The 20,396-nt window shown below is 41.2% G+C and carries 22 protein-coding genes and 1 tRNA gene; 15 read left to right on the top strand and 8 right to left on the bottom strand.

Features of this window, described 5'->3' with window-relative positions:
* The first annotated feature begins 11 nt into the window (after positions 1 to 11).
* The 3 genes from kbl to D7Z94_RS03820 all read left to right on the top strand — a co-directional run bounded on the left by kbl (position 12) and on the right by D7Z94_RS03820 (position 5,483).
* Positions 12 to 1,205: a glycine C-acetyltransferase gene (gene kbl, locus D7Z94_RS03830; protein ID WP_120710189.1), complete on the top strand. Its 1,194-nt coding sequence runs from the start codon at positions 12 to 14 to the stop codon at positions 1,203 to 1,205.
* A gap of 113 nt (positions 1,206 to 1,318) precedes the next feature.
* Positions 1,319 to 2,659, top strand: a complete 1,341-nt coding sequence (locus D7Z94_RS03825; protein ID WP_120710188.1) for an OmpA family protein — start codon at positions 1,319 to 1,321, stop codon at positions 2,657 to 2,659.
* A 73-nt stretch (positions 2,660 to 2,732) separates the two neighbouring features.
* Positions 2,733 to 5,483, top strand: coding sequence for a PD-(D/E)XK nuclease family protein (locus tag D7Z94_RS03820; protein ID WP_120710187.1), 2,751 nt, complete (start codon positions 2,733 to 2,735; stop codon positions 5,481 to 5,483).
* Positions 5,484 to 5,485: 2 nt separating this feature from the next.
* On the opposite strand, the gene D7Z94_RS03815 is transcribed toward D7Z94_RS03820, so the two are convergent.
* The 4 genes from D7Z94_RS03815 to D7Z94_RS03800 all read right to left on the bottom strand — a co-directional run bounded on the left by D7Z94_RS03815 (position 5,486) and on the right by D7Z94_RS03800 (position 7,546).
* Complete coding sequence (locus tag D7Z94_RS03815; RefSeq protein ID WP_120710186.1) at positions 5,486 to 6,196, bottom strand: SDR family oxidoreductase; 711 nt, start codon at positions 6,194 to 6,196, stop codon at positions 5,486 to 5,488.
* A 103-nt stretch (positions 6,197 to 6,299) separates the two neighbouring features.
* Positions 6,300 to 6,376: transfer RNA gene (locus D7Z94_RS03810), tRNA-Ala, on the bottom strand.
* Positions 6,367 to 6,606: a GIY-YIG nuclease family protein gene (locus D7Z94_RS03805; protein WP_245967128.1), complete on the bottom strand. Its 240-nt coding sequence runs from the start codon at positions 6,604 to 6,606 to the stop codon at positions 6,367 to 6,369. Before D7Z94_RS03805 ends, D7Z94_RS03810 begins: the two co-directional genes overlap by 10 nt.
* A gap of 142 nt (positions 6,607 to 6,748) precedes the next feature.
* Entirely contained in the window at positions 6,749 to 7,546 is a 798-nt protein-coding gene (locus D7Z94_RS03800; RefSeq protein WP_120710184.1) for a universal stress protein, read from the bottom strand.
* Between the two features lie 50 nt (positions 7,547 to 7,596).
* Here D7Z94_RS03800 and D7Z94_RS03795 point away from each other — a divergent pair, with 50 nt between their 5' ends.
* The 7 genes from D7Z94_RS03795 to D7Z94_RS03765 all read left to right on the top strand — a co-directional run bounded on the left by D7Z94_RS03795 (position 7,597) and on the right by D7Z94_RS03765 (position 13,650).
* The gene (locus tag D7Z94_RS03795; RefSeq protein ID WP_120710183.1) at positions 7,597 to 8,097 is read left to right on the top strand and encodes a GNAT family N-acetyltransferase; all 501 of its coding nucleotides are present in this window, start codon (positions 7,597 to 7,599) and stop codon (positions 8,095 to 8,097) included.
* A gap of 15 nt (positions 8,098 to 8,112) precedes the next feature.
* The gene (locus tag D7Z94_RS03790) at positions 8,113 to 9,447 is read left to right on the top strand and encodes an MATE family efflux transporter (protein WP_120710182.1); all 1,335 of its coding nucleotides are present in this window, start codon (positions 8,113 to 8,115) and stop codon (positions 9,445 to 9,447) included.
* Positions 9,448 to 9,468: 21 nt separating this feature from the next.
* Positions 9,469 to 10,236: an enoyl-CoA hydratase/isomerase family protein gene (locus D7Z94_RS03785; RefSeq protein WP_120710181.1), complete on the top strand. Its 768-nt coding sequence runs from the start codon at positions 9,469 to 9,471 to the stop codon at positions 10,234 to 10,236.
* Between the two features lie 100 nt (positions 10,237 to 10,336).
* Positions 10,337 to 11,557, top strand: coding sequence for a PHP domain-containing protein (locus D7Z94_RS03780; protein ID WP_120710855.1), 1,221 nt, complete (start codon positions 10,337 to 10,339; stop codon positions 11,555 to 11,557).
* 331 nt (positions 11,558 to 11,888) lie between these two features.
* Entirely contained in the window at positions 11,889 to 12,314 is a 426-nt protein-coding gene (locus tag D7Z94_RS03775) for a hypothetical protein (protein ID WP_147415824.1), read from the top strand.
* Positions 12,315 to 12,375: 61 nt separating this feature from the next.
* Positions 12,376 to 12,837: a 6-pyruvoyl trahydropterin synthase family protein gene (locus D7Z94_RS03770; RefSeq protein ID WP_120710179.1), complete on the top strand. Its 462-nt coding sequence runs from the start codon at positions 12,376 to 12,378 to the stop codon at positions 12,835 to 12,837.
* Between the two features lie 39 nt (positions 12,838 to 12,876).
* Positions 12,877 to 13,650, top strand: a complete 774-nt coding sequence (locus D7Z94_RS03765; RefSeq protein ID WP_211341740.1) for a UDP-2,3-diacylglucosamine diphosphatase — start codon at positions 12,877 to 12,879, stop codon at positions 13,648 to 13,650.
* Position 13,651: 1 nt separating this feature from the next.
* On the opposite strand, the gene recJ is transcribed toward D7Z94_RS03765, so the two are convergent.
* Together recJ and D7Z94_RS03755 are read right to left on the bottom strand one after the other, a co-directional pair.
* Positions 13,652 to 15,343 carry a single-stranded-DNA-specific exonuclease RecJ gene (recJ, locus tag D7Z94_RS03760; protein WP_120710178.1) on the bottom strand — a complete coding sequence of 564 codons (1,692 nt, stop codon included), beginning with the start codon at positions 15,341 to 15,343 and terminating at the stop codon, positions 13,652 to 13,654.
* 195 nt (positions 15,344 to 15,538) lie between these two features.
* Positions 15,539 to 15,967 carry an OsmC family protein gene (locus D7Z94_RS03755; RefSeq protein WP_120710177.1) on the bottom strand — a complete coding sequence of 143 codons (429 nt, stop codon included), beginning with the start codon at positions 15,965 to 15,967 and terminating at the stop codon, positions 15,539 to 15,541.
* Between the two features lie 113 nt (positions 15,968 to 16,080).
* Between D7Z94_RS03755 and D7Z94_RS03750 the strand changes: the two genes are divergently transcribed.
* The 3 genes from D7Z94_RS03750 to D7Z94_RS03740 are packed head-to-tail and all read left to right on the top strand — an operon-like array spanning position 16,081 to position 17,769.
* Entirely contained in the window at positions 16,081 to 16,683 is a 603-nt protein-coding gene (locus D7Z94_RS03750) for a carboxymuconolactone decarboxylase family protein (protein ID WP_120710176.1), read from the top strand.
* A gap of 21 nt (positions 16,684 to 16,704) precedes the next feature.
* On the top strand, positions 16,705 to 17,271 hold the full coding sequence (locus D7Z94_RS03745) for a Crp/Fnr family transcriptional regulator (protein ID WP_120710175.1): 567 nt from the start codon (positions 16,705 to 16,707) through the stop codon (positions 17,269 to 17,271).
* A gap of 45 nt (positions 17,272 to 17,316) precedes the next feature.
* Entirely contained in the window at positions 17,317 to 17,769 is a 453-nt protein-coding gene (locus D7Z94_RS03740; protein ID WP_120710174.1) for a DoxX family protein, read from the top strand.
* On the opposite strand, the gene D7Z94_RS03735 is transcribed toward D7Z94_RS03740, so the two are convergent.
* The gene (locus D7Z94_RS03735; RefSeq protein WP_120710173.1) at positions 17,770 to 18,342 is read right to left on the bottom strand and encodes a uracil-DNA glycosylase family protein; all 573 of its coding nucleotides are present in this window, start codon (positions 18,340 to 18,342) and stop codon (positions 17,770 to 17,772) included.
* Positions 18,343 to 18,480: 138 nt separating this feature from the next.
* Between D7Z94_RS03735 and D7Z94_RS03730 the strand changes: the two genes are divergently transcribed.
* Together D7Z94_RS03730 and D7Z94_RS03725 are read left to right on the top strand one after the other, a co-directional pair.
* Positions 18,481 to 19,056, top strand: a complete 576-nt coding sequence (locus D7Z94_RS03730) for a DinB family protein (RefSeq protein ID WP_120710172.1) — start codon at positions 18,481 to 18,483, stop codon at positions 19,054 to 19,056.
* A gap of 55 nt (positions 19,057 to 19,111) precedes the next feature.
* Positions 19,112 to 19,696, top strand: coding sequence for a Crp/Fnr family transcriptional regulator (locus tag D7Z94_RS03725; protein ID WP_120710171.1), 585 nt, complete (start codon positions 19,112 to 19,114; stop codon positions 19,694 to 19,696).
* Positions 19,697 to 19,699: 3 nt separating this feature from the next.
* Here D7Z94_RS03725 and rsmI read toward each other — a convergent pair whose 3' ends face one another.
* A complete protein-coding gene (gene rsmI / locus D7Z94_RS03720) occupies positions 19,700 to 20,371 on the bottom strand; it encodes a 16S rRNA (cytidine(1402)-2'-O)-methyltransferase (RefSeq protein WP_120710170.1) in 672 nt (223 codons plus the stop codon).
* Positions 20,372 to 20,396 lie beyond the last annotated feature (25 nt).

Raw genomic sequence — 20,396 nt, 5'->3', positions numbered from 1 at the left:
AACCAATACCTATGTACGGAAAGATAAAAGAATACTTAAGCGAAGAATTGAATGCTATAAAGGAGGCAGGGCTCTTTAAGGAAGAACGTATCATTACCACACCTCAAGATGCAATAGTCAAAATTTCCACCGGGGAGGAAGTCATTAATTTTTGCGCCAACAACTATCTTGGGCTATCGTCGCATCCAGAGGTGGTGAAAGCCGCCAAAGAAACTTTGGATTCGCATGGTTTTGGAATGTCATCGGTACGTTTTATTTGTGGCACCCAAGATATTCACAAAGAGCTGGAACGTAAAATAGCGCAATTTTATGGTACCGAGGATACCATATTATACGCGGCGGCCTTTGATGCCAACGGCGGAGTCTTTGAACCCCTGCTCACCTCGGAAGACGCCATTATCTCCGATTCCCTTAACCATGCCTCAATAATAGATGGTGTTCGTCTTTGTAAGGCAATGCGATATAGGTACGCCAATAGTGATATGAGCGACTTGGAGAACCAGTTGAAACAGGCCAATACGGATGGAGCTCGATTTAAAATTATCGTAACAGATGGTGTGTTTTCTATGGATGGCCTCTTGGCTCCTTTGGATAAGATATGCGATTTGGCGGATAAATATGATGCCCTAGTAATGATAGATGAATGCCACGCAGCAGGTTTTATAGGTGAAAAAGGCAAGGGGACCTTAGAGGAAAAAGGGGTGATGAATCGTATCGATATCATTACCGGCACCTTGGGGAAAGCCCTTGGTGGAGCTATGGGCGGCTACACAACAGGAAAAAAGGAAATAATTGAAATGCTGAGGCAACGGTCCCGGCCCTATCTTTTTTCAAATTCCCTGGCACCCGCTATTGTGGGTGCCTCCATAAAAGTCTTTGACATGTTGGAAAAGGATACCTCATTACGAGATAAACTTCAGAGGAATACGGAATATTTCAAAAAAGGGATGAAAAAGGCAGGTTTTGATATTATAGATGGGGATTCCGCTATAGTACCGGTAATGCTCTATGACGCCAAACTATCACAACAAATGGCAAACATGTTATTGGAGAAAGGAATCTACGTCATCGGCTTCTTTTTCCCTGTGGTACCCAAGGGGCGCGCAAGAATTAGGGTGCAATTATCTGCAGCCCACGAGATGGAACATTTAGATCGGGCACTTGCCGCGTTTAAGGAGGTTGGAGAGGTATTAAAAATCGTTTAACGGTGTTATTTTTTCTATAAACTGCGTTAAAAAAAATAGAAAATTGATTTTGTTAATAATATTTAACAACTTACATTTGCAGCTAATAAACACTTAAACTTAAAATTTTGAACATGAAACATCTTAGCAAATTATTGGTTGTTGCCCTACTTGTTGTAGGATTCAACAGCATACAAGCGCAAGACGAGAATAACCCTTGGCAGGTTCAGTTTGGGGTAAATGCCGTAGACGTATTCCCAACAGGTGATGTAAGTTCTTTTGGCAACCAGTTCTTCAATGCGAACGATCACTGGAATATCCTTCCATCTATCTCCTATGTAGGTGTATCCAAGTCGGTAGGTAGCGGGTTTTCCGTTGGAGCTAGAGGTTCCTTGAACAAAATTAGCAAGTTTGGAGATACTAGGGTAGATGACCTTTCTCACTATGCGATTGATGGTACCATAAAATATGCCTTTTCTCCAAACACTTTCATAGATCCATTCGTTGAAGTTGGCGGTGGTTATACTTGGGTTGACGAAATAGGTGCCGGTACTGCAAATGGTGGTGTAGGTATCAATTTCTGGTTCACGGAAAATTTGGGCCTTACTGTTCAGACACAGTATAAGCACGCATTTGAGGATTATGGAGTTACTCACTGGCAGCATTTGGCCGGTATTTCCGTTAAATTCGGAGGAACCGATACAGATGGTGATGGTATATACGATAAAGATGATGCTTGTCCAGAAGTTGCAGGTCTTGAGGCTTTTAACGGTTGTCCAGATGCTGACGGAGATGGAATAGAAGATAGCAAGGATAGCTGTCCTAACGAAGCTGGATCTAAAGAAATGAACGGTTGTCCCGATGCTGACGGAGATGGAATTGCCGATAAAGATGATGCTTGTCCTAACGAAGCAGGTCTTGCGGCCTTAGCCGGTTGTCCAGATGCTGATGGTGACGGTGTTGCCGACAAGGATGATGAGTGTCCTAATGAGGCTGGTCCTGCTGAAAACAAAGGATGCCCATGGCCAGATAAAGATGGTGACGGCGTATTGGACAAAGATGATCAATGTCCTGATGTTGCCGGAACTGTAGCTAACCAAGGTTGTCCTGAAGTAACCGAGGAAGTTCAAAAGCAATTAAACGATTACGCTAGAACTATCTTGTTCGATACAGGTAAAGCCAGTATAAAAGCTGAATCTACTTCCGTAATGGTGGATATTATTCAAATTTTGAACGAGTATCCTAATGCCAAGTTTACTGTTGAAGGACATACTGATAGTGTAGGTAGTGCTAAATTGAACCAAGGTCTATCTGAAAAAAGAGCACTTTCCGTAAAAGAGTTCTTGGTAGAAAAAGGTATTGATGAGTTCAGATTGTCAGCCATTGGTTATGGAGAAGACAAGCCAATAGCTACTAACAACACTAGAGCTGGTAGAAAGCAGAACAGAAGGGTAGAGATTAACTTAGTAAAATAAGCTCTCCAAAATACTGAGATAAATTAAGTTAAAAGCCCTGACAATTATGTCAGGGCTTTTTTTATTTTTAGCTATGCGGAGTTTTTTGGAAGAAGTCATTAATGAGATATGGCAGAAGCACGGTACCTTTGAAAACATTGTTTTCATACTTCCCAGCAAACGGGCCGGAACCTTTCTAAAACATAGTATAGCAACAACAAGTAATAAACCGCTTTTCGTTCCCGAAATATATAGCATTGAGGACTTTATCCAAAAGATTTCCGGCCTCACCTCCATTAAGTCCACACAACAGCTCTTTGAACTTTATAGTGCCTACAAAAAAAGTTCGTATCCGAATAAAGACGACTTTTTTGCCTTTTCTAAATGGGGAAGGACCTTGCTCCAAGATATTAATGAAATAGACCGCTATATAATTAACACTGAAGAACTGTTTTCCAGTTTATCCGAAATTCAGAGACTAAACCATTGGTCATTGGGTACGGAAAAAACCAAAATCATGAAGGAATATCTCAAGTTTTGGCATGGCTTGCAGGAACTTTATGATGTATTTAACTCAACATTATTGGAAAAAGGGCTCGGCCATCAAGGATTAATATATAGAAGGGCTTGTGAACGGTTGGATGACTATGTTGCCGCCATTGGACACCAAACACATATTTTCATAGGATTCAATGCCCTAAATACAGCAGAGAGCCAGATTATCCAAAAAATTCTTTCGACCACTAAATCCGATATTTATTGGGATTTAGATACTTACTTTTTAAATGACCCTATACATGATGCTAGTCACTTTATTAGGTATCATCTTCGAAAGTGGTCCTATTTCCAGAACAACGCTCCAAAAGGCATCGGAACGAACTACAACTCCAAAAAGAAAATTCAAATCATAGGTGTTCCTAAAAATGTAGCCCAAGCCAAATACGTAGGACAGCTTTTAAACGAATTGAATGAACCAGTCTCAAACGGATTAAAGAATACGGCAGTTGTGCTTTCGGACGAGACACTCCTCAACCCTTTGTTAAACTCTATTCCCCAAGAAATTGAGCGCGTAAATATAACCATGGGCTATCCTTTGCAAAAAACGTCCGTCGCAACTTTGTTCTCGCAACTTTTGAATCTTAATATCCACAAGACCAATAAAGGATGGTACCATCAGGATGTTCTGGATTTGCTCTCCCATCCCTATATTCAGAAGGCATTGGGTCAGGATATAAATGGCAATGCGGTTTCCTTACCCGAAGAAATCAAGAAAAAAAACTGGGCCTATCTGGATACAAATAAAATCACATCAGTATTAGGCACAAAAAAAACTGTGATTTCCCATCTATTTTTACATGACACACCTACCCCGGAAGAATTTATAAAACACTGTCTGGCCATTATTAAACTTTTAAAGGACAGCTTGTATAACTTCAATGAAAAGCTCCTCCTAGAATACCTCTATAGGTTATACAACCTTTTCAACCAAATATTAGGGATGCTTGCGAAATATGACTTCATAAAGGATTTGGAGTCGCTTAAAGGCCTCTATCAGGATTTGTTATCAGTGGAAACTCTGGATTTTAAGGGCGAACCCTTGGAAGGACTTCAGGTAATGGGAATGTTGGAAAGCCGAAATTTGGACTTTGAGAATGTAATCATTACTTCGGTCAACGAGGGTATTCTCCCTTCGGGTAAATCCAATAATTCCTTCATCCCCTTCGATCTTAAAGTATATCACGGTTTACCGACGTATAAGGAGAAAGATGCTGTTTATACCTATCATTTTTACAGATTGCTACAACGGGCAAAGCAAATTTTTATTCTATACAATACGGAACCGGATGTCCTTGAAGGTGGGGAAAGGAGTAGATTGATTATGCAACTTTTAACGGATGAACATAAAAAAGATGATATTCTTGAAAAAACAGCTGCCCCATTGGTAATGGCTCCTCCCAAAAACATGAATTCTATCATAAAGGATGACAACTTGCTAAATCTTATAAAAAGTCATGCTAGCAGAGGATTCTCACCTACCTCTTTAAGTAATTACATCAGAAATCCCATGGACTTTTACAAGAGAAACTTGCTCGGAATCAATGATGTAATGGAAGTTGAGGAAACTGTTGCCGCCAATACTTTTGGAACTATTATTCATGATACCTTAGAACATATCTACACTCCTTTTATTGGCAAATACTTATCTGCTCTACATCTCAAGGCGGTTATACCGGATATAGAAAGGTTAGTGAAGCTCAACTTTGCGAAGAGCTATCCCGGCAGTGATATTACCAAAGGGAAGAATCTCATTGCCTTTAAGGTAATGGTAAGATACATTAACAACTTCATCAACCTTGAAATTGAACAACTAAATCATCATCAAATTAAAATTATTGCTTTAGAAACCAAGCTGAAAGCCCAGCTTGACATTCCAGGAATCAGCTTTCCTATAGTCTTGAAAGGAAAGCTAGATCGTGTAGATGAAATTGATGGTACTATCCGGATTATCGATTATAAGACCGGGACGGTTATATCGTCACAAGTAGAAATAACAAATTGGCAGGACGTAACAGAAGATTATAAATATAGCAAAGCCTTTCAGTTACTGTGCTATTCCCTGCTTTATCATCAAAAAAATCCCTTGGATATACTACAAGCCGGTATCGTTTCTTTTAAAAACCTAGGTGCCGGACTTCTTCAATTTGCCACCAAAGAAACCAAGAACAGCAGAAATAAGGATAGGAAAATCACCCAAAAAACCTTGGAGGCCTTTAGAATACAATTGGAAAAATTAGTATTTGAAATATGCAATCCTGATGTGCCTTTTATAGAAAAAGAGATTTAAAATTACTTTTTATCGGGTCTACTGGGCCTAACTTCAATTTTACTGGGTAATGTCCTTGGATGCATTTTGAGCAGGTCTAGAACCAATTCCCCAATATCCTCGGGTTGTATTTTCCATGAATCCTTTTCATCTGGCTCGTTGTTGTTAAAATGGGTAGCCACAGATCCTGGCATAATAGTGGATACCTTGATATCATATTTGCGTAAATCCAACATAGCGGCCTGGGTAAACCCGACCACCCCAAATTTAGTTGCGTTGTATCCGGCACCTGACGGGAAAAAATTGGTTCCCGCTAAACTGGCCAAGGTCATATAGTAACCCTTTGACTTCTTTAATGCCTCTACCGATGCCTTCAATGTATGGAAGACACCATTGAGATTGGTATTTATCATCTGATGCCAGTGCTCTTCGGACATTTCGTCCACAGGTGCAAAATGACCTACTCCGGCATTGGCCAGCACAACATCTAGCTGTCCCCAATGATTCAAAATCTTCTGTATAGCCGCTTCTTCGTCGCCATGCTTGGTTACATCGGATTGTAGGGCCAAAACGGTTTCTTCATTACCTAACCTTCGAGCCGCTTTTTGAACGGTTTCCAAGGTTCTTCCGCTAATGGCAACCTTTAAGCCTGCCGCAGCCAACTTTTCGGCCACTCCATATCCTATTCCTTTTGAGCCTCCCGTAATATAGGCTACTCTATTTTTTAAGTTCATCATCGAATTAATTTTCTAAAAAAATACCATTCCAACGATTAAAATGGCAATGGAAAGCGTTATTGCTTTCTTAAAAAACAAACCACCGCAAAAGCGGTGGTTTTGGTGGAGAATACCGGAGTCGAACCGGTGACCTCTTGCCTGCCAGGCAAGCGCTCTAGCCAGCTGAGCTAATCCCCCAAATCAATGTTATCCTTTCTCCATCTTCTCCCAGCAGCCGTCTTCAAATATTTTTCTCTTGTCCTTGCTTCCATTCTTGTTTTGAACTTTTTGGAATGCACTACGCGCCATGGGATATAAGCCCTTGTACTCTTACTCCAACCTTCATTATGCTCTTTGAGCCTCTTGTCAATGTTTTGGGATAAGCCTACATAAAACTTATTGAACTCAGTACTGTGCAAAATGTACACAAAAAACACCTTTTCTTCTAATAAACTTCAATTTGACCTTTGCCAGCTGAGCCCACCTGAACGGCTTCAGTAGGGCAGGCTAATCCCCCGTAATTTTACGGCCCCAAAGGAACTACTTTTTGGGAAAGTATCAAAATGCAAATCAATCTTTCTTTACGCTCAATACCAATACCGGGATAGGAACGGAAAATTCCGATTTCAAGATGGTATTCTTCTCCCATAATTTTTTGAAGAAGCCTCTCTTCCTCCTAAACACACAGAGCAAATCTGGGTCTAAGGATTGAAAATGCTCCAAAACACCATGATAGGTCGTGGCATTCTCCGTAACGGTCAAGTTGGAGCAAATATCCATCAAAGCCGTATTTACTTGCAAATCCTCATCCGAATATCCCGGAGTCTTTACCAACAGCAAATTCACTTTAGACCTGTGCTTCTTTTTTATCGCAATAAGCGGGTCCAAAATCCGGTTTCTTTTCAAAATTCCCGACTTAAAGGCAGTCATTATCCTTTTAAAGGGTTTGTATTGGGTTCCCTTGGGAATAATCAAGGTAGGAATGTCAGTTCTTTTAATGATACGTCCCGAAACATTGCCCAAATACAATTCTTCCTGAATATCAGAACTTCGCGGAGCGATAATAATAAAGTCAATCCCCAATTCCGAATCAATTTCCTTTATACCGTCAATAATATCCCCATTGTAAGTAACTATCTGTATGGAAATTCCCTTGGCATCTACCTTTGCCACTACTTCTTTTAGTCGTTCCTTACCACTTTCCGCAACCTTTTCCTTAACATTTCCAAGACTACCTGCTTTGGTCTTTACATTGAAAGCCTCCATAACACAAATGTCGAAAGAAAACTTTACGGCGAAATCCACTGCGTATTGCAGTGTTTCATGAGAATCAGGAGAGGTGCCTATTGGCACCAGAATTTTGTCCATGTTCCTACTATTATGATTATTACTCTAAATTTACAACAAATAAAGCAACTGTGATAAGACGTGCAAAAATAGGGGAAATCCCTGAAATACTCACTATAACCAAAGCCTGTGCCGCTCTTATGATAAGAAAGGGGATTTTTCAGTGGAATGAACACTACCCTTCCCAAAACGCATTTGAAAAGGATATTGAAAGGGAGGAGCTCTTTGTACTGGAATTGGATGGCTCCATAATAGGCACCATTGTAATCTCCACCTTGATGGACGAAGAGTATGTGCCCATAACATGGTTGACTCCCAATGGGAACAATCTCTATATCCATAGGTTATCCGTACATCCGAAATGCCAGGGATTGGGACACGCACAGCAACTAATGGATTTTGCCGAAAAATATGCCAAGGCAAATAACTTCACTTCCGTACGTCTTGACACTTTTAGCCAAAATAAGCACAATCAAAAATTCTATGAAACAAGGGGCTATCAAAAATTAGGGGATATTTACTTTCCGAAACAAAGTGAACATCCTTTCCATTGTTATGAACTACTTCTCTAATTCCCAAACCTATCTTTGAAAACCGCTATTAGTTTTAAGACCATAAATAGGCTTGCAGTTCCAGCAACCATTGCCGGAATTGCCGAACCTATTTTATCAATAACCGACACCGCCATTGTGGGAAACATTCCTGTGGACGGACTGGAATCGTTGGCTGCGGCCGGTATTGTAGGTTCTTTTTTATCTATGCTAATTTGGGTTTTGGGACAGACGCGCAGTGCAATTTCGGCCCTTATAGCACAATATTTGGGTGCCGGGCGTTTGGAAGCTATAAAAACCTTGCCTGCTCAGGCTATCTATTTGAACATTACCCTCAGCATCCTTATTTTACTTTCAACAATTTTTTTGGTAGATGATATTTTTCGTTTATTAAACGCTTCAGGCAAGATATTAGAGTACTGTGTCTCCTATTATTCAATTCGGGTCTGGGGATTTCCATTAACACTCTTCGTCTTCGCGGTAATAGGCATTTTTACAGGACTTCAAAACACCTTTTGGCCCATGTTAGTTGCCATAACCGGAGCAATACTTAATATTGTATTAGACTTCATCCTAGTTTTTGGCATAGACGGTATTTTGGATCCACTTTATTTGGAAGGAGCGGCCTGGGCCAGTCTTATTGCCCAAGGTATAATGGCCCTAATGGCATTCATACTTTTGATTACAAAAACGGATATTCGTTTAAAGTTTCAATTGCCGATACACCCAGAACTGGGAAGGTTAATCGGTATGAGCCTAAATCTCTTTGTGCGTGCAATAGCTTTAAACGTTGCCTTAATTTTAGCCGTACGTGAGGCGACCAATTTAGGGGATAGATATATAGGGGCCCATACTATAGCCATCAATCTTTGGTTATTTTCTGCCTTCTTTATTGATGGATATGCAGCGGCCGGCAATATTATGGGAGGACGGCTTTTAGGGGCCAGGGATTATCATGGGTTATGGAGATTGACCAAAAAAATCACCCAATATGGCCTTGCCGTCAGTTTCGTTCTGGTCCTTATCAGTTTTCTTTTTTATAAGCCCGTGGGGGATATTTTTTCCAATGATACTATTGTTCTTGAAACTTTTTACAGCGTCTTCTTCATATTAATCATAGGGTTGCCCATAAATTCTATGGCATTTGTATTGGATGGTCTCTTTAAAGGGTTGGGAGAAATGAAATACTTGAGAAATATTTTACTCTTTGCCACTTTTTTGGGCTTTGTCCCCGTACTCTATTTAAGCAAATATTTGGGCTGGGGGTTACATGGCATTTGGATCGCCCTTACCTTTTGGATGGTTATCCGCAGCGGGGCATTGGTCATCAAATTTTGGCAAAAGTTTCGGCCACTGGCACAAAACAACTAATTTTAGGTAAAACAAAGCCATATGGGCACGAATAGGGAAAACGGGAGTCTATATACGAGGATAGATGGTAAAGTGGCCACAGTGGAATTTGGGCACCCTGCCGGAAATTCCTTTGTGGCCGAACTTTTAAATCGGCTGACCAATGAGTTGCATACCCTTTCCGAAAATCAAAATATTTCCGTTATTGTCCTAAAGTCGGAAGGTAATCGGGTTTTCTGTGGAGGGGCTTCCTTTAACGAACTGACCGCTATCACAAATATAGAAGAGGGAAAACTATTTTTTAGCGGATTTGCCCATGTAATCAATGCCATGCGCACCTGTAAAAAGCCGATTATCGGTCGCGTTCAAGGCAAGACCGTAGGCGGGGGGGTAGGCCTCGCGGCGGCATGCGATTATGTTTTTGCCTCCGTCAATGCTTCCATTCGACTTTCTGAAATCTCTATTGGAATTGCCCCTCTGGTAATTGGACCAGTTGTGGAGCGCAAAATAGGAAAGGCTGCCATTGCAGAACTATCCTTCTCTCCCACTGAATGGAAAAATGCCTACTGGGCCAACGAAAAGGGACTCTTCTCCAAAGTCTTTGATACCCTTGAGGAAATGGACAAAGAACTGGATTTTTCCGTAAGTCAGCTTTCAGGGTATAATCCTGAAGCCCTTCAAGAATGGAAAAAAACGCTTTGGGAAGGCACCTCACATTGGGATAAATTATTACTGGAACGGGCAGCGATAACCGGGAAATTAGTGCTGTCAGAGTTTACAAAAAAAGCCTTGGCAAAATTTGAAAAATAACTCCAGGATATCCGTTTGGTCTTTGCGGAGGCAATATCTGGTATTAAATTGATTAGGACTTAAAAAATTTAAACAACAACGGTAACCTTCCATGAAAAGAATGCAAAAACAAAGAATTATCCCGATATTATTGCTGTTCCTTTTTATAACAAATGGGTGTAAAAAAGATAAAGCTATATCAAAAGACAAGTCAACCCCAAAATGGTACAAGGGAAACCTACATACCCATTCCTATTGGAGTGATGGAGATGAATTTCCGGAAGTGATTTTGGATTGGTACAAAGCCAGGGATTATCAATTCATTGCCTTATCCGATCATAATATTTTGGCCCAAGGCGAAAAATGGATCGAGATTTCCGAGGATTCAGTTTATCAAAGAGCGTTTCAAAACTATTTGGAAAAATATGGATCCCATTGGGTGGAACATAAGATAGATTCAGGGCGAACTTTGGTCCGGTTAAAAACATATGAAGAATATAAAGGACACGCCGAGGAAGAAGGTGAATTCTTGATTATCCCATCCGAAGAAATTACCGATAGTTTTGAAAACAAACCCCTGCATATGAATGCGACCAACATTCAAAACAAAATTGAACCCCAAGGCGGGAGCAGTGTATTGCAAGTGCTACAGAATAACATTGACCAGGTAATCAAACAAAGGCAAGAAACAGGAGTACCTATTATGCCGCACATAAACCATCCAAATTTTCATTATGCCATTGACCTCAACGATATGATAGCATTGAACGGGGAACGGTTTTTTGAAGTATACAATGGGCATCCTATGGTTCATAACATGGGTGATTCGGTCCATATTTCAACAGAGGAAATGTGGGACCTCATTAATATTTCATACTTGGAAAAGAAAAAACCGCTACTTTACGGTTTGGCCACGGACGATTCCCATCATTATCATAAGAAAGGCAGTGAATGGAGCAATGCGGGACGCGGTTGGGTAATGGTGCAGACCGACTCTCTCACCGCCATTTCCTTGATTGACGCCATGGAATCGGGGGACTTTTATGCCAGTACGGGGGTGTCACTTAAAAAAGTGGAATATGCGAAAAACAAGCTGTCTATTGAAGTATTGGAAGAAGAGGGAATAAACTATACCCTAACATTTATAGGTTGTAGAAAAGGAAAGTCGCACCCGGAAGAGTTTATTTCCACTAAGGGAACCAAGGCAGATTTTGAACTTACTGATGATATATTGTTTGCACGCTGCAAAATAACTTCATCCAAATTGCAGGACAACACTATTGAGGATATCTTATATGAAATGGCGTGGACCCAACCGGTGCTTAAAATGGAAAATCCCTAAAAAATATAAGGCATAGGAAGACCCCCCAAATCTAGTTGCTCTGCAAAATTGGTGGATGGAAATTCCAATAATACTTAAAATAGTACGTTCTATTTCTCAAAAATAATTTCTATGGATATTCTAAATTTTCTGAATGGTGATTTGGTCTTTCCGTTGCTGGCCCTTTTTGTAGTAATCGTTTATTTTGTAAACCGGGTCAGGACAAGAAGGAAGTTTAAGAGATAAAAGGGTAAATCCCTATTTCCCATATCATCAAAAAACATTTTCTTCCCTACAAATACGCAACTTTTTATAAAATACATATCTATATTATAAAAATGTTATGTATAAAATGCGATTATTTTTTGTGTTGTTCTCCTTTTTGGTGCTTTTGGTGAATTGTTCGGACGATGATGATAATACCGTAATAGATTGCGAAAGGATAGGCTGTACGGAAATTTTTGTAACTCTAATGGTCAATATTAAGGATGCTTCCGGTGTGGTTATACCCTTAGACGCTTTTGAGGTTGTTATTACCGCAACCGGCGAAGATATTACCCGTGAAGTATCCGGTCAGGAATTTGAAAACTTCCGGCAAAATGGAACCTATCCCCTCTTTGGGGATGAATTTGCGGAAAGATATAGAAATAAGACCGAAGTAATCAATTTTAAGGGGTTCATAGAGGGCGAGGAAGTGGTAAATAACAGTTACAAAGTAGGGGCCGATTGTTGCCATGTACTATTGATTGATGGTAATCTTAACATTACGGTAGATTAACCTATTTCCTAAGACTGTTCTCTTTTTTAGAATCCCTACCTTTGTCCAATTATTTCAGAAGATGGGCAAAATACGTATTACGAAGCAATTTACGTTTGAAACTGGCCATGCTCTTTATGGTTATGACGGAAAGTGCCGAAATATTCATGGACACAGTTATAAATTATCGGTTACCGTAATTGGTGAACCCATTGTAGACACTTCCCATGTAAAATTGGGAATGGTCATTGATTTTGGGGATTTAAAAAAAATCGTAAAGGAAGAAATCGTAGATCCCTTTGACCATGCTACGGTTTTCAATAAAAATACACCTCATATAGAACTGGCCAAAGAACTGGAAAATAGGGGACATAAGGTGATAATGGCCGATTATCAACCGACCAGTGAAAACATGGTCATTGATTTTGCAGAAAAAATAAAGTCGAGACTTTCAAAAGATATAAACCTTCATTCCTTAAAGCTTAGGGAAACCGAAACTGCCTTTGCGGAATGGTATGCCGAAGATAATGGCCCTCTCCCTTAGCAAAGGCCGATTGGGGCTTTTTCCTATCTTTACAACCAAATGACTACCATAAACATTCCGCAAGGCAAAAAAGTCTATTTTGCCAGTGATAACCATTTAGGCGCACCTACACGGGAACAAAGTCTGCCCCGCGAAAAAAAATTTGTAGCATGGTTGGACGAAGCAAAAAAGGATGCTGCCGCTATTTTTCTTCTGGGCGATCTGTTCGACTTTTGGATGGAATATAAGACCGTTGTTCCCAAAGGTTTTACCCGAACCTTGGGGAAATTGGCCGAAATATCGGACTCTGGAATCCCTATCTACTATTTTGTGGGTAATCACGACCTGTGGATGAACGGTTATTTTGAGGAAGAGCTCAATATTCCCGTTTTTCATAGGCCGCAACAATTTAAGCTGAACGATACGTTGTTTTTTATTGGCCATGGAGACGGACTGGGCCCAGGGGATAAGGGCTTTAAGCGCATGAAAAAAGTGTTTACCAACCCTTTGGCCCAATGGTTTTTCCGGTGGTTGCATCCGGATTGGGGAGTTCGGTTGGCCCAATACTTTTCGGTAAAGAACAAGTTGATTTCCGGTGACGAGGACACCAAATTCTTAGGTGAGGACAAGGAATGGTTGGTGCAATATGCCAAACGAAAACTGGAGCAAAGGCATTATGACTACTTCGTTTTTGGTCATCGTCATCTCCCTTTGGAAATCGATTTAAATGGAAAATCGACCTATACCAATTTGGGAGATTGGATCTCATACTTTACCTATGGGATTTTTGATGGTGAAAAACTTACATTGGAGAAGTTTGAACAAGTGACATAAATTACCCCCTCAAATCCTTCAATTTCAATTGCAAGCTCACCCTACCCTGCCATTCGTTTTCATCCAATGAAAAAACGGCATCGAAGGATTTCTTATTGGCCGTCACGGACAGTTTTTCACCGAGGTTAAACCCTATGGCCCCAATGGATCCCATACCATTTTGGACAAGAGATAATTTTAAATGCTTTTCATTTTCCCCTACCCCTTTTCCATAGCCCGTGTCATGAAGGTTTTCCGCCATAAAAATCGGGGTCATATTGCCCGGTCCGAAGGGGGCGAATTGCTTAATGATTCGTAGCAGTTTGGGGGTGATATCAGTAAGCTCTATTCGGGCATCCACTTTAATTTCCGGAGTAAGTAGGTTAGGATCTATAGTTTCCGAAACCACTTTCTCAAATTGTTGTTTAAAAGCTTCGTATTGCCCCTCCAAAAGTGTGAGTCCAGCTGCATATTTATGACCTCCAAACTGTTCGATACAATCGGAACATCCTTCCAGGGCGTTATAGACATCAAACCCTTTAACGGAACGTGCCGATGCCGACAATCGATCACCACTTTTGGTAAAGACCAAGGTGGGGCGGTAGTAGGTTTCGGTTAGTCGGGAGGCAACAATCCCGATTACCCCTTTATGCCAGGTGTCCTTAAAAACTACCGATGTAAACCTTTCTTCCTCCTTATTTTCTTGAATCTGTATAAGGGCTTCTTGGGTAATTTCTTGGTCCAAATTTCTGCGGTCCAGGTTAAATTGCTCTATTTCTTTAGCAAACTTCCTGGCTTGCTCCAAATCGATTTCGGTCAATAGATTTACCGCATGCTGACCATGCTTCATACGACCGGCAGCATTGATCCGGGGTGCAATGATAAAGACCACATCGGTAATGGTCAGTTCTTCCTTTTTGATTTGATCGATAATCGCCCTAAAACCAATCCGTGGATTTGAATTGATGACCTGCAATCCGTAGTACGCCAACGTCCGATTTTCACCGGTAATGGGTACAATGTCCGCACCAATAGCCGTAGCTACCAAATCAAGATATGGTACCAAATCTTCTGTTGTTCGTCCATTTTTGGATGCCAAGGCCTGAATCAATTTAAAGCCTACCCCACAACCACAAAGTTCATCATAGGGATAATTGCAATCTTCCCGTTTGGGGTCTAGGATGGCAATGGCCTCCGGTAATTCATTCCCGGGCCTATGATGGTCACAAATAATAAAATCGATTTCCTTTTCCTTGGCATAGGCTACCTTATCAATGGCTTTTACCCCACAGTCCAAGGCAATAATTAACGAAAAACCGTTGTCCTCGGCAAAGTCGATACCCTGAAAAGAGACACCATAGCCTTCGGTATATCTATCCGGAATATACGTGGCTACGTTAGGATAGTATTCCTGTAAATACGAAGATACCAATGCCACCGCTGTAGTGCCATCCACGTCATAATCTCCGAACACCAAAATGTTTTCGTTATGGGCTATAGCCCTTTCGATTCGGTCTACGGCCAAATCCATATCCTTCATCAGAAAGGGATTGTGTATATGGGAAAGTTGGGGCCTAAAAAACCGCTTAGCTTCGGCATAGTTGGTAATCCCACGTTGTAACAAAAGTTGGGCGATAAGACCATCCACCTGCAAGGCATCCGAAAGCCTTTGAATATCTTCTTCCTCGGGTTTGGGTTTTAACGTCCAGCGCATGTACTAAAATTCAAAAATAAAACTCAAATATAACTGTAAAATAGGGACTTGGTTAAAAAGGAAGATAAGGCAATTATTTTGGAGTATAGATTATATTCTCTATTATTATATAATCCCCACAGAAATATTATATCCAACATCCCTACAAGTCAAACTTATACCATTAAACTTGAATTTGACACTTGCGCTTGAACTTCATTTATTGTGAAATACCGTTTTTACTTCCAACTTTGCGAACTTTCTGAACATCTCCATAACACCGCAATATTTTTCAACGGAGAGCTCTACGGCTCGGTCCAGTTTTTTCTCGTTGAGATTATTCCCGTAAAAATGATATTCTATGGTGACCTCATCGTAGTATTTCGGATGCTCGTCCGTAAGGTTCGCAATGGTCTCAATTTGAAAATCATCTACTTCCAATTTCATCTTTTTAAAGAGTCCCGCCACATCCAATCCGGAGCATCCTGCCAAGGCGGAAAGCATCAAAGCCTTGGGGCGCAGTCCATCCCCTTCCCCACCATCATCGGGACTTGCATCGATTTTTATGCTATGCCCGGAAAGGTTATTACTTTCAAAGGCCATATTGCCCAGCCATTTGGTTGTGATATGATTTGTTGTGCCCATAAATTTTTGTTTCTTGTAGGCTATAAAAGTACGATAAATAGATGCCTTTTAAAACATTCCATTTTTGGGATTTTCTCATTTCGTGCCTGTATTTTGTAACTTAAATTTAGCATATGCCCTTAGTAACCCCTCTTGATCCCAATCATGATATAGAAACCAAAAAACTGGCCGAATTCTTTAATGAAACGCTTGGTTTTTGTCCCAATTCCGTGTTGACCATGCAACATAGGCCGGCCATTTCCAAAGCCTTTATCAACCTGAACAAGGCCGTAATGGCCAATGAGGGTAGGGTTACTTCGGCGCTAAAACGAATGATCGCTTGGGTCAGCAGCAATGCCACGGGATGCCGTTACTGCCAGGCCCATGCCATACGTGCGGCCGAACGCTATGGCGGGGAACAGGAACAATTGGATAATATTTGGGATTACCGTACCCATTCTGCCTTTTCGGAAGCGGAGCGGGCCGCCCTCGATTTTTCCTTGGCCGCATCCCAAGTGCCCAATATGGTAAATCCGGAAATCAAGGCGCGTTTGTACGAGCACTGGAACGAAGGGGAAATTGTGGAGATGTTGGGTGTTATTTCCCTATTCGGGTATCTTAACCGATGGAACGATTCCATGGGAACTTCCATTGAGGACGGTGCCGTGGAAAGTGCCACACAATATTTGGGAAAACACGGTTGGGAGAAAGGGAAACATGGAGGTGAGGTGTATTAAAGATTTCTAGGAAATTTAAAAATGCAACACATTAGAGAACATCTGGAATCCTTTGCTCCCCTTTCTGATGATGATTGGTTTATCTTTAAATCAAAACTGGTCTTTGAGAATTATCCCAAAAACAGTATAATCCTCAAAGAAGGAACCACGGAGAACTACTTGTCTTTTATAGAATCCGGAGTGGCCCGCTTGTACATTCCAAAAATTGACAACGATCTCACTTTTGGTTTTGCCTTCGCCCATAGTTTTGTGAGCGCCTATGATTCCTTTTTGACACAATCCCCCTGTACTTACCAAATCCAATCCATAACCCCTACCAAACTTTGGAGGATAAATTATGACGATTTACAAGCGATATATGAAGAAACGGCCATCGGCAATGAGATTGGGCGAAAAAATGCCGAAAACCTTTTTCTTATCAAATCCAAACGGGAACTGGCACTTTTGAACAAATCGGCCAAAGAACGCTATTTGGAATTGTTTTCGGAACGGCCCGAACTGATTCGGGAAATTCCCTTGAAGTATATCGCCTCATATATTGGTATTACCCCACAGGCCCTGAGCCGAATTCGCCGGCAGATTTCTTAACCTAGGTTCATTGCACGGCATCTTTTTAATGGGAATCTTTGCCCTATGAAAACATTAATCGTCTTACTGGTAACTTTTCTTCTTTCCCTAATCTTGATCAAGTTTATAAAAGGGCAGTTGTCCCCAGCCCTGGCAGCACAAATTGCGATGGCCGCAATGTTGGTATTTGCGGCAATCGGTCATTTTGCCTTTACCCATGGGATGGCACAAATGCTCCCCAATTTCATCCCTGCAAAAAAAGAACTGGTCTACCTAACTGGTGTCATGGAAATAGGTTTCGCCATAGGTTTGCTTATTCCTAGATATCGGATTACCGTAGCTTGGCTCCTAATCGTTTTCTTTATCTTGATTCTTCCGGCGAACATTAAAGCAGCTCTGGAGAACATCAATTACCAGACCGGGGAACTCAATGGAAAAGGAACATCCTACTTGTGGTTTAGAGTTCCACTGCAGTTATTCTTTATATTTTGGGTTTATTTTTCTACGCTAAAGAAATAGTTATCTAAGTGCATCTTTTATTCGCCACTGCAATTCGGTGATAACTTCCTCCACAAACCATGGATTTTTGCTTAACCAAAACCGGTTTCGAGGCGAAGGGTGGGGCAATACAAAATAATGGGGTAAATAGTTTTTATAAGCCCTCACCGTTTCGGTCAGATTCTTTTCCATTTTTTCGCCCAAATAATAGCGCTGTGCATACTGCCCAATCAGGATAACCAGTTGTAGGTTGGGCATTCCTTCAAAAATCGGCGAATGCCATAGAGGAGCACACTCCGGCCGTGGCGGTAGATCACCACTTTTCCCCTTTCCTGGATAACAAAAACCCATAGGAATCAACGCGATTTTCCTTTCGTCATAGAAGATGCCGTCCGTAACGCCCAACCAGTTTCGCAATTGCTTGCCACTGGGATCGTCCCAGGGCACACCTGTCTTATGAACTTTGGTTCCGGGAGCCTGTCCGACTATCGCGATTCTGGATTCCGGATTTGCGGCAACAATGGGTCTTGGACCCAGGGCCAAATGCTCCTTGCATACCTCGCAGTTTCGTATTTCCGTAAGTAAATCTTCCATGGATACTTTGTAAATTGTCGAAAATGAAAAGGTAAACTAACAAAAAGAACCCTGGAACCTCTATTCCATTTCTTGATACAGATCAATTTTTCTGATCGGCAAAAGCCTCACTTTTGTATTAGACAAAATCCATTATACATGCCTACCTTATTAATTACACCGGAAAATCAAATTCAGCGCCTAAACCTTTTGATGAAGAAAATAGATCAACTTCAGCAATTGGAAACCTCAAGACTAACAACACTGCCAAAACCAAAGGCTTGGAGCATATTGGAAATTATTGAGCATATGAACATTGCATACATGTTTTATGTTGAAAAAATTGATGCCGCCCTGGCAAAGTCAACTGACCATAACTCCATAAATGAACCGTTTAAGGTCAGGGCTTGGCAAAAAATCATAATCATGGGGCAACGTCCCAAGGACTGTAAGCGAAAATGGAAAATGAAGACGTTACGGAAATTTGAACCTATCTTTCCCAATGACCTGAGCCAAGAACAAATCAACGAAGTATTTGAAAAATTTAATAGTCTATACGGCCATTTAAAACAAGCTATGCTTAGCAGTCGGCAAAAAGAGGTTTCCAAAACCAAAATTACCTCGGCCATAGGTCCTATAGTCACTTTTTATTTACCTGAATGCTTTGAGTTCTTGTTGAGTCATGCAGAGCGCCACCTTGTTCAAATTGAAGAAACCTTGGATTCGCTATCCTAATTATTAATATAGCGCATAAACCTTATTTTTATGGTCCATACGTTATGCACCTTCTATGGACGACACGACATATCAAAAACTGAAACACTTTTTCCCACAGGTTCATTTAGGCTCGGAGAGCGAATCAAAATTCCGCTCGCTATGGGTCCCAAAATCTTTTGATCGGTCCGAGCTCATTACCGAGGCGGGTAATACCGAGCGCTACTTCTATTTTGTATTGGAAGGGGTACAGGCTCTTTACATCCTAAATGAGAAGGGGGAGAAGGTTGTTTTGGGATTTTCCTATTCCGGGAGCCCCTCAGGTGTTTTCGATTCCTTTATTTATAAGACTTCCTCATTTACTTTTTTGGAGGCCCTAAAGCCTTCCAAAATGTTGGCCATCAACTACGAAAATTATCAAAGTCTCTTTGAACTTGATCCGGATTTTCAGACTTGGGGGCATCATTTTTTTAGGGATATCCTTATGGGTAGATTGTATCGGGAAGCGGAATTGCTTACCCTATCCGCAGAAGAACGCTATATACAATTCATGCAGCGTTGTCCCAAGGAACTACAAGTTATTCCACAAAAGTATTTGGCCTCTTACTTAAATATGAAACCGGAAACGTTTAGCCGACTTCGAAAATCTACCCGTTATTAGGCACTACTTTTTGCCAGCAACCGCAATAACAATTTCACCCTTGGGGGGCTTATTGGAATAATGTGCCAATACTTCAGCAGCAGTTCCCCTAATTGTTTCCTCATATATTTTGGTCAGTTCCCTGGAAACGGAAACAGGGCGGTCTTCTCCAAAATAGTCCACGAACTGGCCCAAGGTCTTGACCAATTTATGCGGCGATTCATAAAATACCATGGTTCGGGCTTCCTCGGCCAGAAGCTTTAGTCGGGTCTGACGGCCCTTTTTTACCGGAAGAAAACCCTCAAAAACAAATTTATCATTAGGGAGTCCACTATTTACCAAAGCCGGTATCAAGGCGGTAGCTCCCGGAAGACATTCTACGGCAATATCATTTTCAATGCAGGCCCGAGTCAATAAAAACCCTGGATCTGAAATTGCTGGCGTACCAGCATCGGAAATTAGGGCAATGGTTTCGCCAGACACTATTCTCTTGATAATGGCATCCACCGTTCTGTGCTCGTTGTGCATGTGATGGGACTGCATTGGAGTAGTAATTTCATAATGCTGCAAAAGCTTCCCACTTGTCCGGGTATCCTCGGCCAATATGGTATCTGCCTTCTTTAGGATATTTATGGCCCTTAAAGTAATATCCTCCAGATTACCGATCGGTGTAGGTACAATATAAAGCTTTCCCATTTTAGAAGAAATCAAAAACCGGAAA

It is taken from the genome of Ulvibacterium marinum (assembly GCF_003626755.1).
Classification (GTDB): domain Bacteria; phylum Bacteroidota; class Bacteroidia; order Flavobacteriales; family Flavobacteriaceae; genus Ulvibacterium; species Ulvibacterium marinum.
The sequence above is the reverse complement of the archived record's forward strand: the minus strand, read 5'-3'. Positions and strand labels throughout refer to the sequence as shown.

What these genes read in the sequence shown, in the direction of transcription:
- kbl (WP_120710189.1), top strand. Translation starts at nt 12, where the DNA reads ATGTACGGAAAGATAAAAGAATACTTAAGCGAAGAATTGAATGCTATA.
- D7Z94_RS03825 (WP_120710188.1), top strand. Translation starts at nt 1,319, where the DNA reads ATGAAACATCTTAGCAAATTATTGGTTGTTGCCCTACTTGTTGTAGGA.
- D7Z94_RS03820 (WP_120710187.1), top strand. Translation starts at nt 2,733, where the DNA reads ATGCGGAGTTTTTTGGAAGAAGTCATTAATGAGATATGGCAGAAGCAC.
- D7Z94_RS03815 (WP_120710186.1), bottom strand. Translation starts at nt 6,196, where the DNA reads ATGAACTTAAAAAATAGAGTAGCCTATATTACGGGAGGCTCAAAAGGA.
- D7Z94_RS03800 (WP_120710184.1), bottom strand. Translation starts at nt 7,546, where the DNA reads ATGGACAAAATTCTGGTGCCAATAGGCACCTCTCCTGATTCTCATGAA.
- D7Z94_RS03785 (WP_120710181.1), top strand. Translation starts at nt 9,469, where the DNA reads ATGGGCACGAATAGGGAAAACGGGAGTCTATATACGAGGATAGATGGT.
- D7Z94_RS03780 (WP_120710855.1), top strand. Translation starts at nt 10,337, where the DNA reads ATGCAAAAACAAAGAATTATCCCGATATTATTGCTGTTCCTTTTTATA.
- D7Z94_RS03775 (WP_147415824.1), top strand. Translation starts at nt 11,889, where the DNA reads ATGCGATTATTTTTTGTGTTGTTCTCCTTTTTGGTGCTTTTGGTGAAT.
- D7Z94_RS03770 (WP_120710179.1), top strand. Translation starts at nt 12,376, where the DNA reads ATGGGCAAAATACGTATTACGAAGCAATTTACGTTTGAAACTGGCCAT.
- D7Z94_RS03765 (WP_211341740.1), top strand. Translation starts at nt 12,877, where the DNA reads ATGACTACCATAAACATTCCGCAAGGCAAAAAAGTCTATTTTGCCAGT.
- recJ (WP_120710178.1), bottom strand. Translation starts at nt 15,343, where the DNA reads ATGCGCTGGACGTTAAAACCCAAACCCGAGGAAGAAGATATTCAAAGG.
- D7Z94_RS03755 (WP_120710177.1), bottom strand. Translation starts at nt 15,967, where the DNA reads ATGGGCACAACAAATCATATCACAACCAAATGGCTGGGCAATATGGCC.
- D7Z94_RS03750 (WP_120710176.1), top strand. Translation starts at nt 16,081, where the DNA reads ATGCCCTTAGTAACCCCTCTTGATCCCAATCATGATATAGAAACCAAA.
- D7Z94_RS03745 (WP_120710175.1), top strand. Translation starts at nt 16,705, where the DNA reads ATGCAACACATTAGAGAACATCTGGAATCCTTTGCTCCCCTTTCTGAT.
- D7Z94_RS03740 (WP_120710174.1), top strand. Translation starts at nt 17,317, where the DNA reads ATGAAAACATTAATCGTCTTACTGGTAACTTTTCTTCTTTCCCTAATC.
- D7Z94_RS03735 (WP_120710173.1), bottom strand. Translation starts at nt 18,342, where the DNA reads ATGGAAGATTTACTTACGGAAATACGAAACTGCGAGGTATGCAAGGAG.
- D7Z94_RS03730 (WP_120710172.1), top strand. Translation starts at nt 18,481, where the DNA reads ATGCCTACCTTATTAATTACACCGGAAAATCAAATTCAGCGCCTAAAC.
- D7Z94_RS03725 (WP_120710171.1), top strand. Translation starts at nt 19,112, where the DNA reads ATGGACGACACGACATATCAAAAACTGAAACACTTTTTCCCACAGGTT.
- rsmI (WP_120710170.1), bottom strand. Translation starts at nt 20,371, where the DNA reads ATGGGAAAGCTTTATATTGTACCTACACCGATCGGTAATCTGGAGGAT.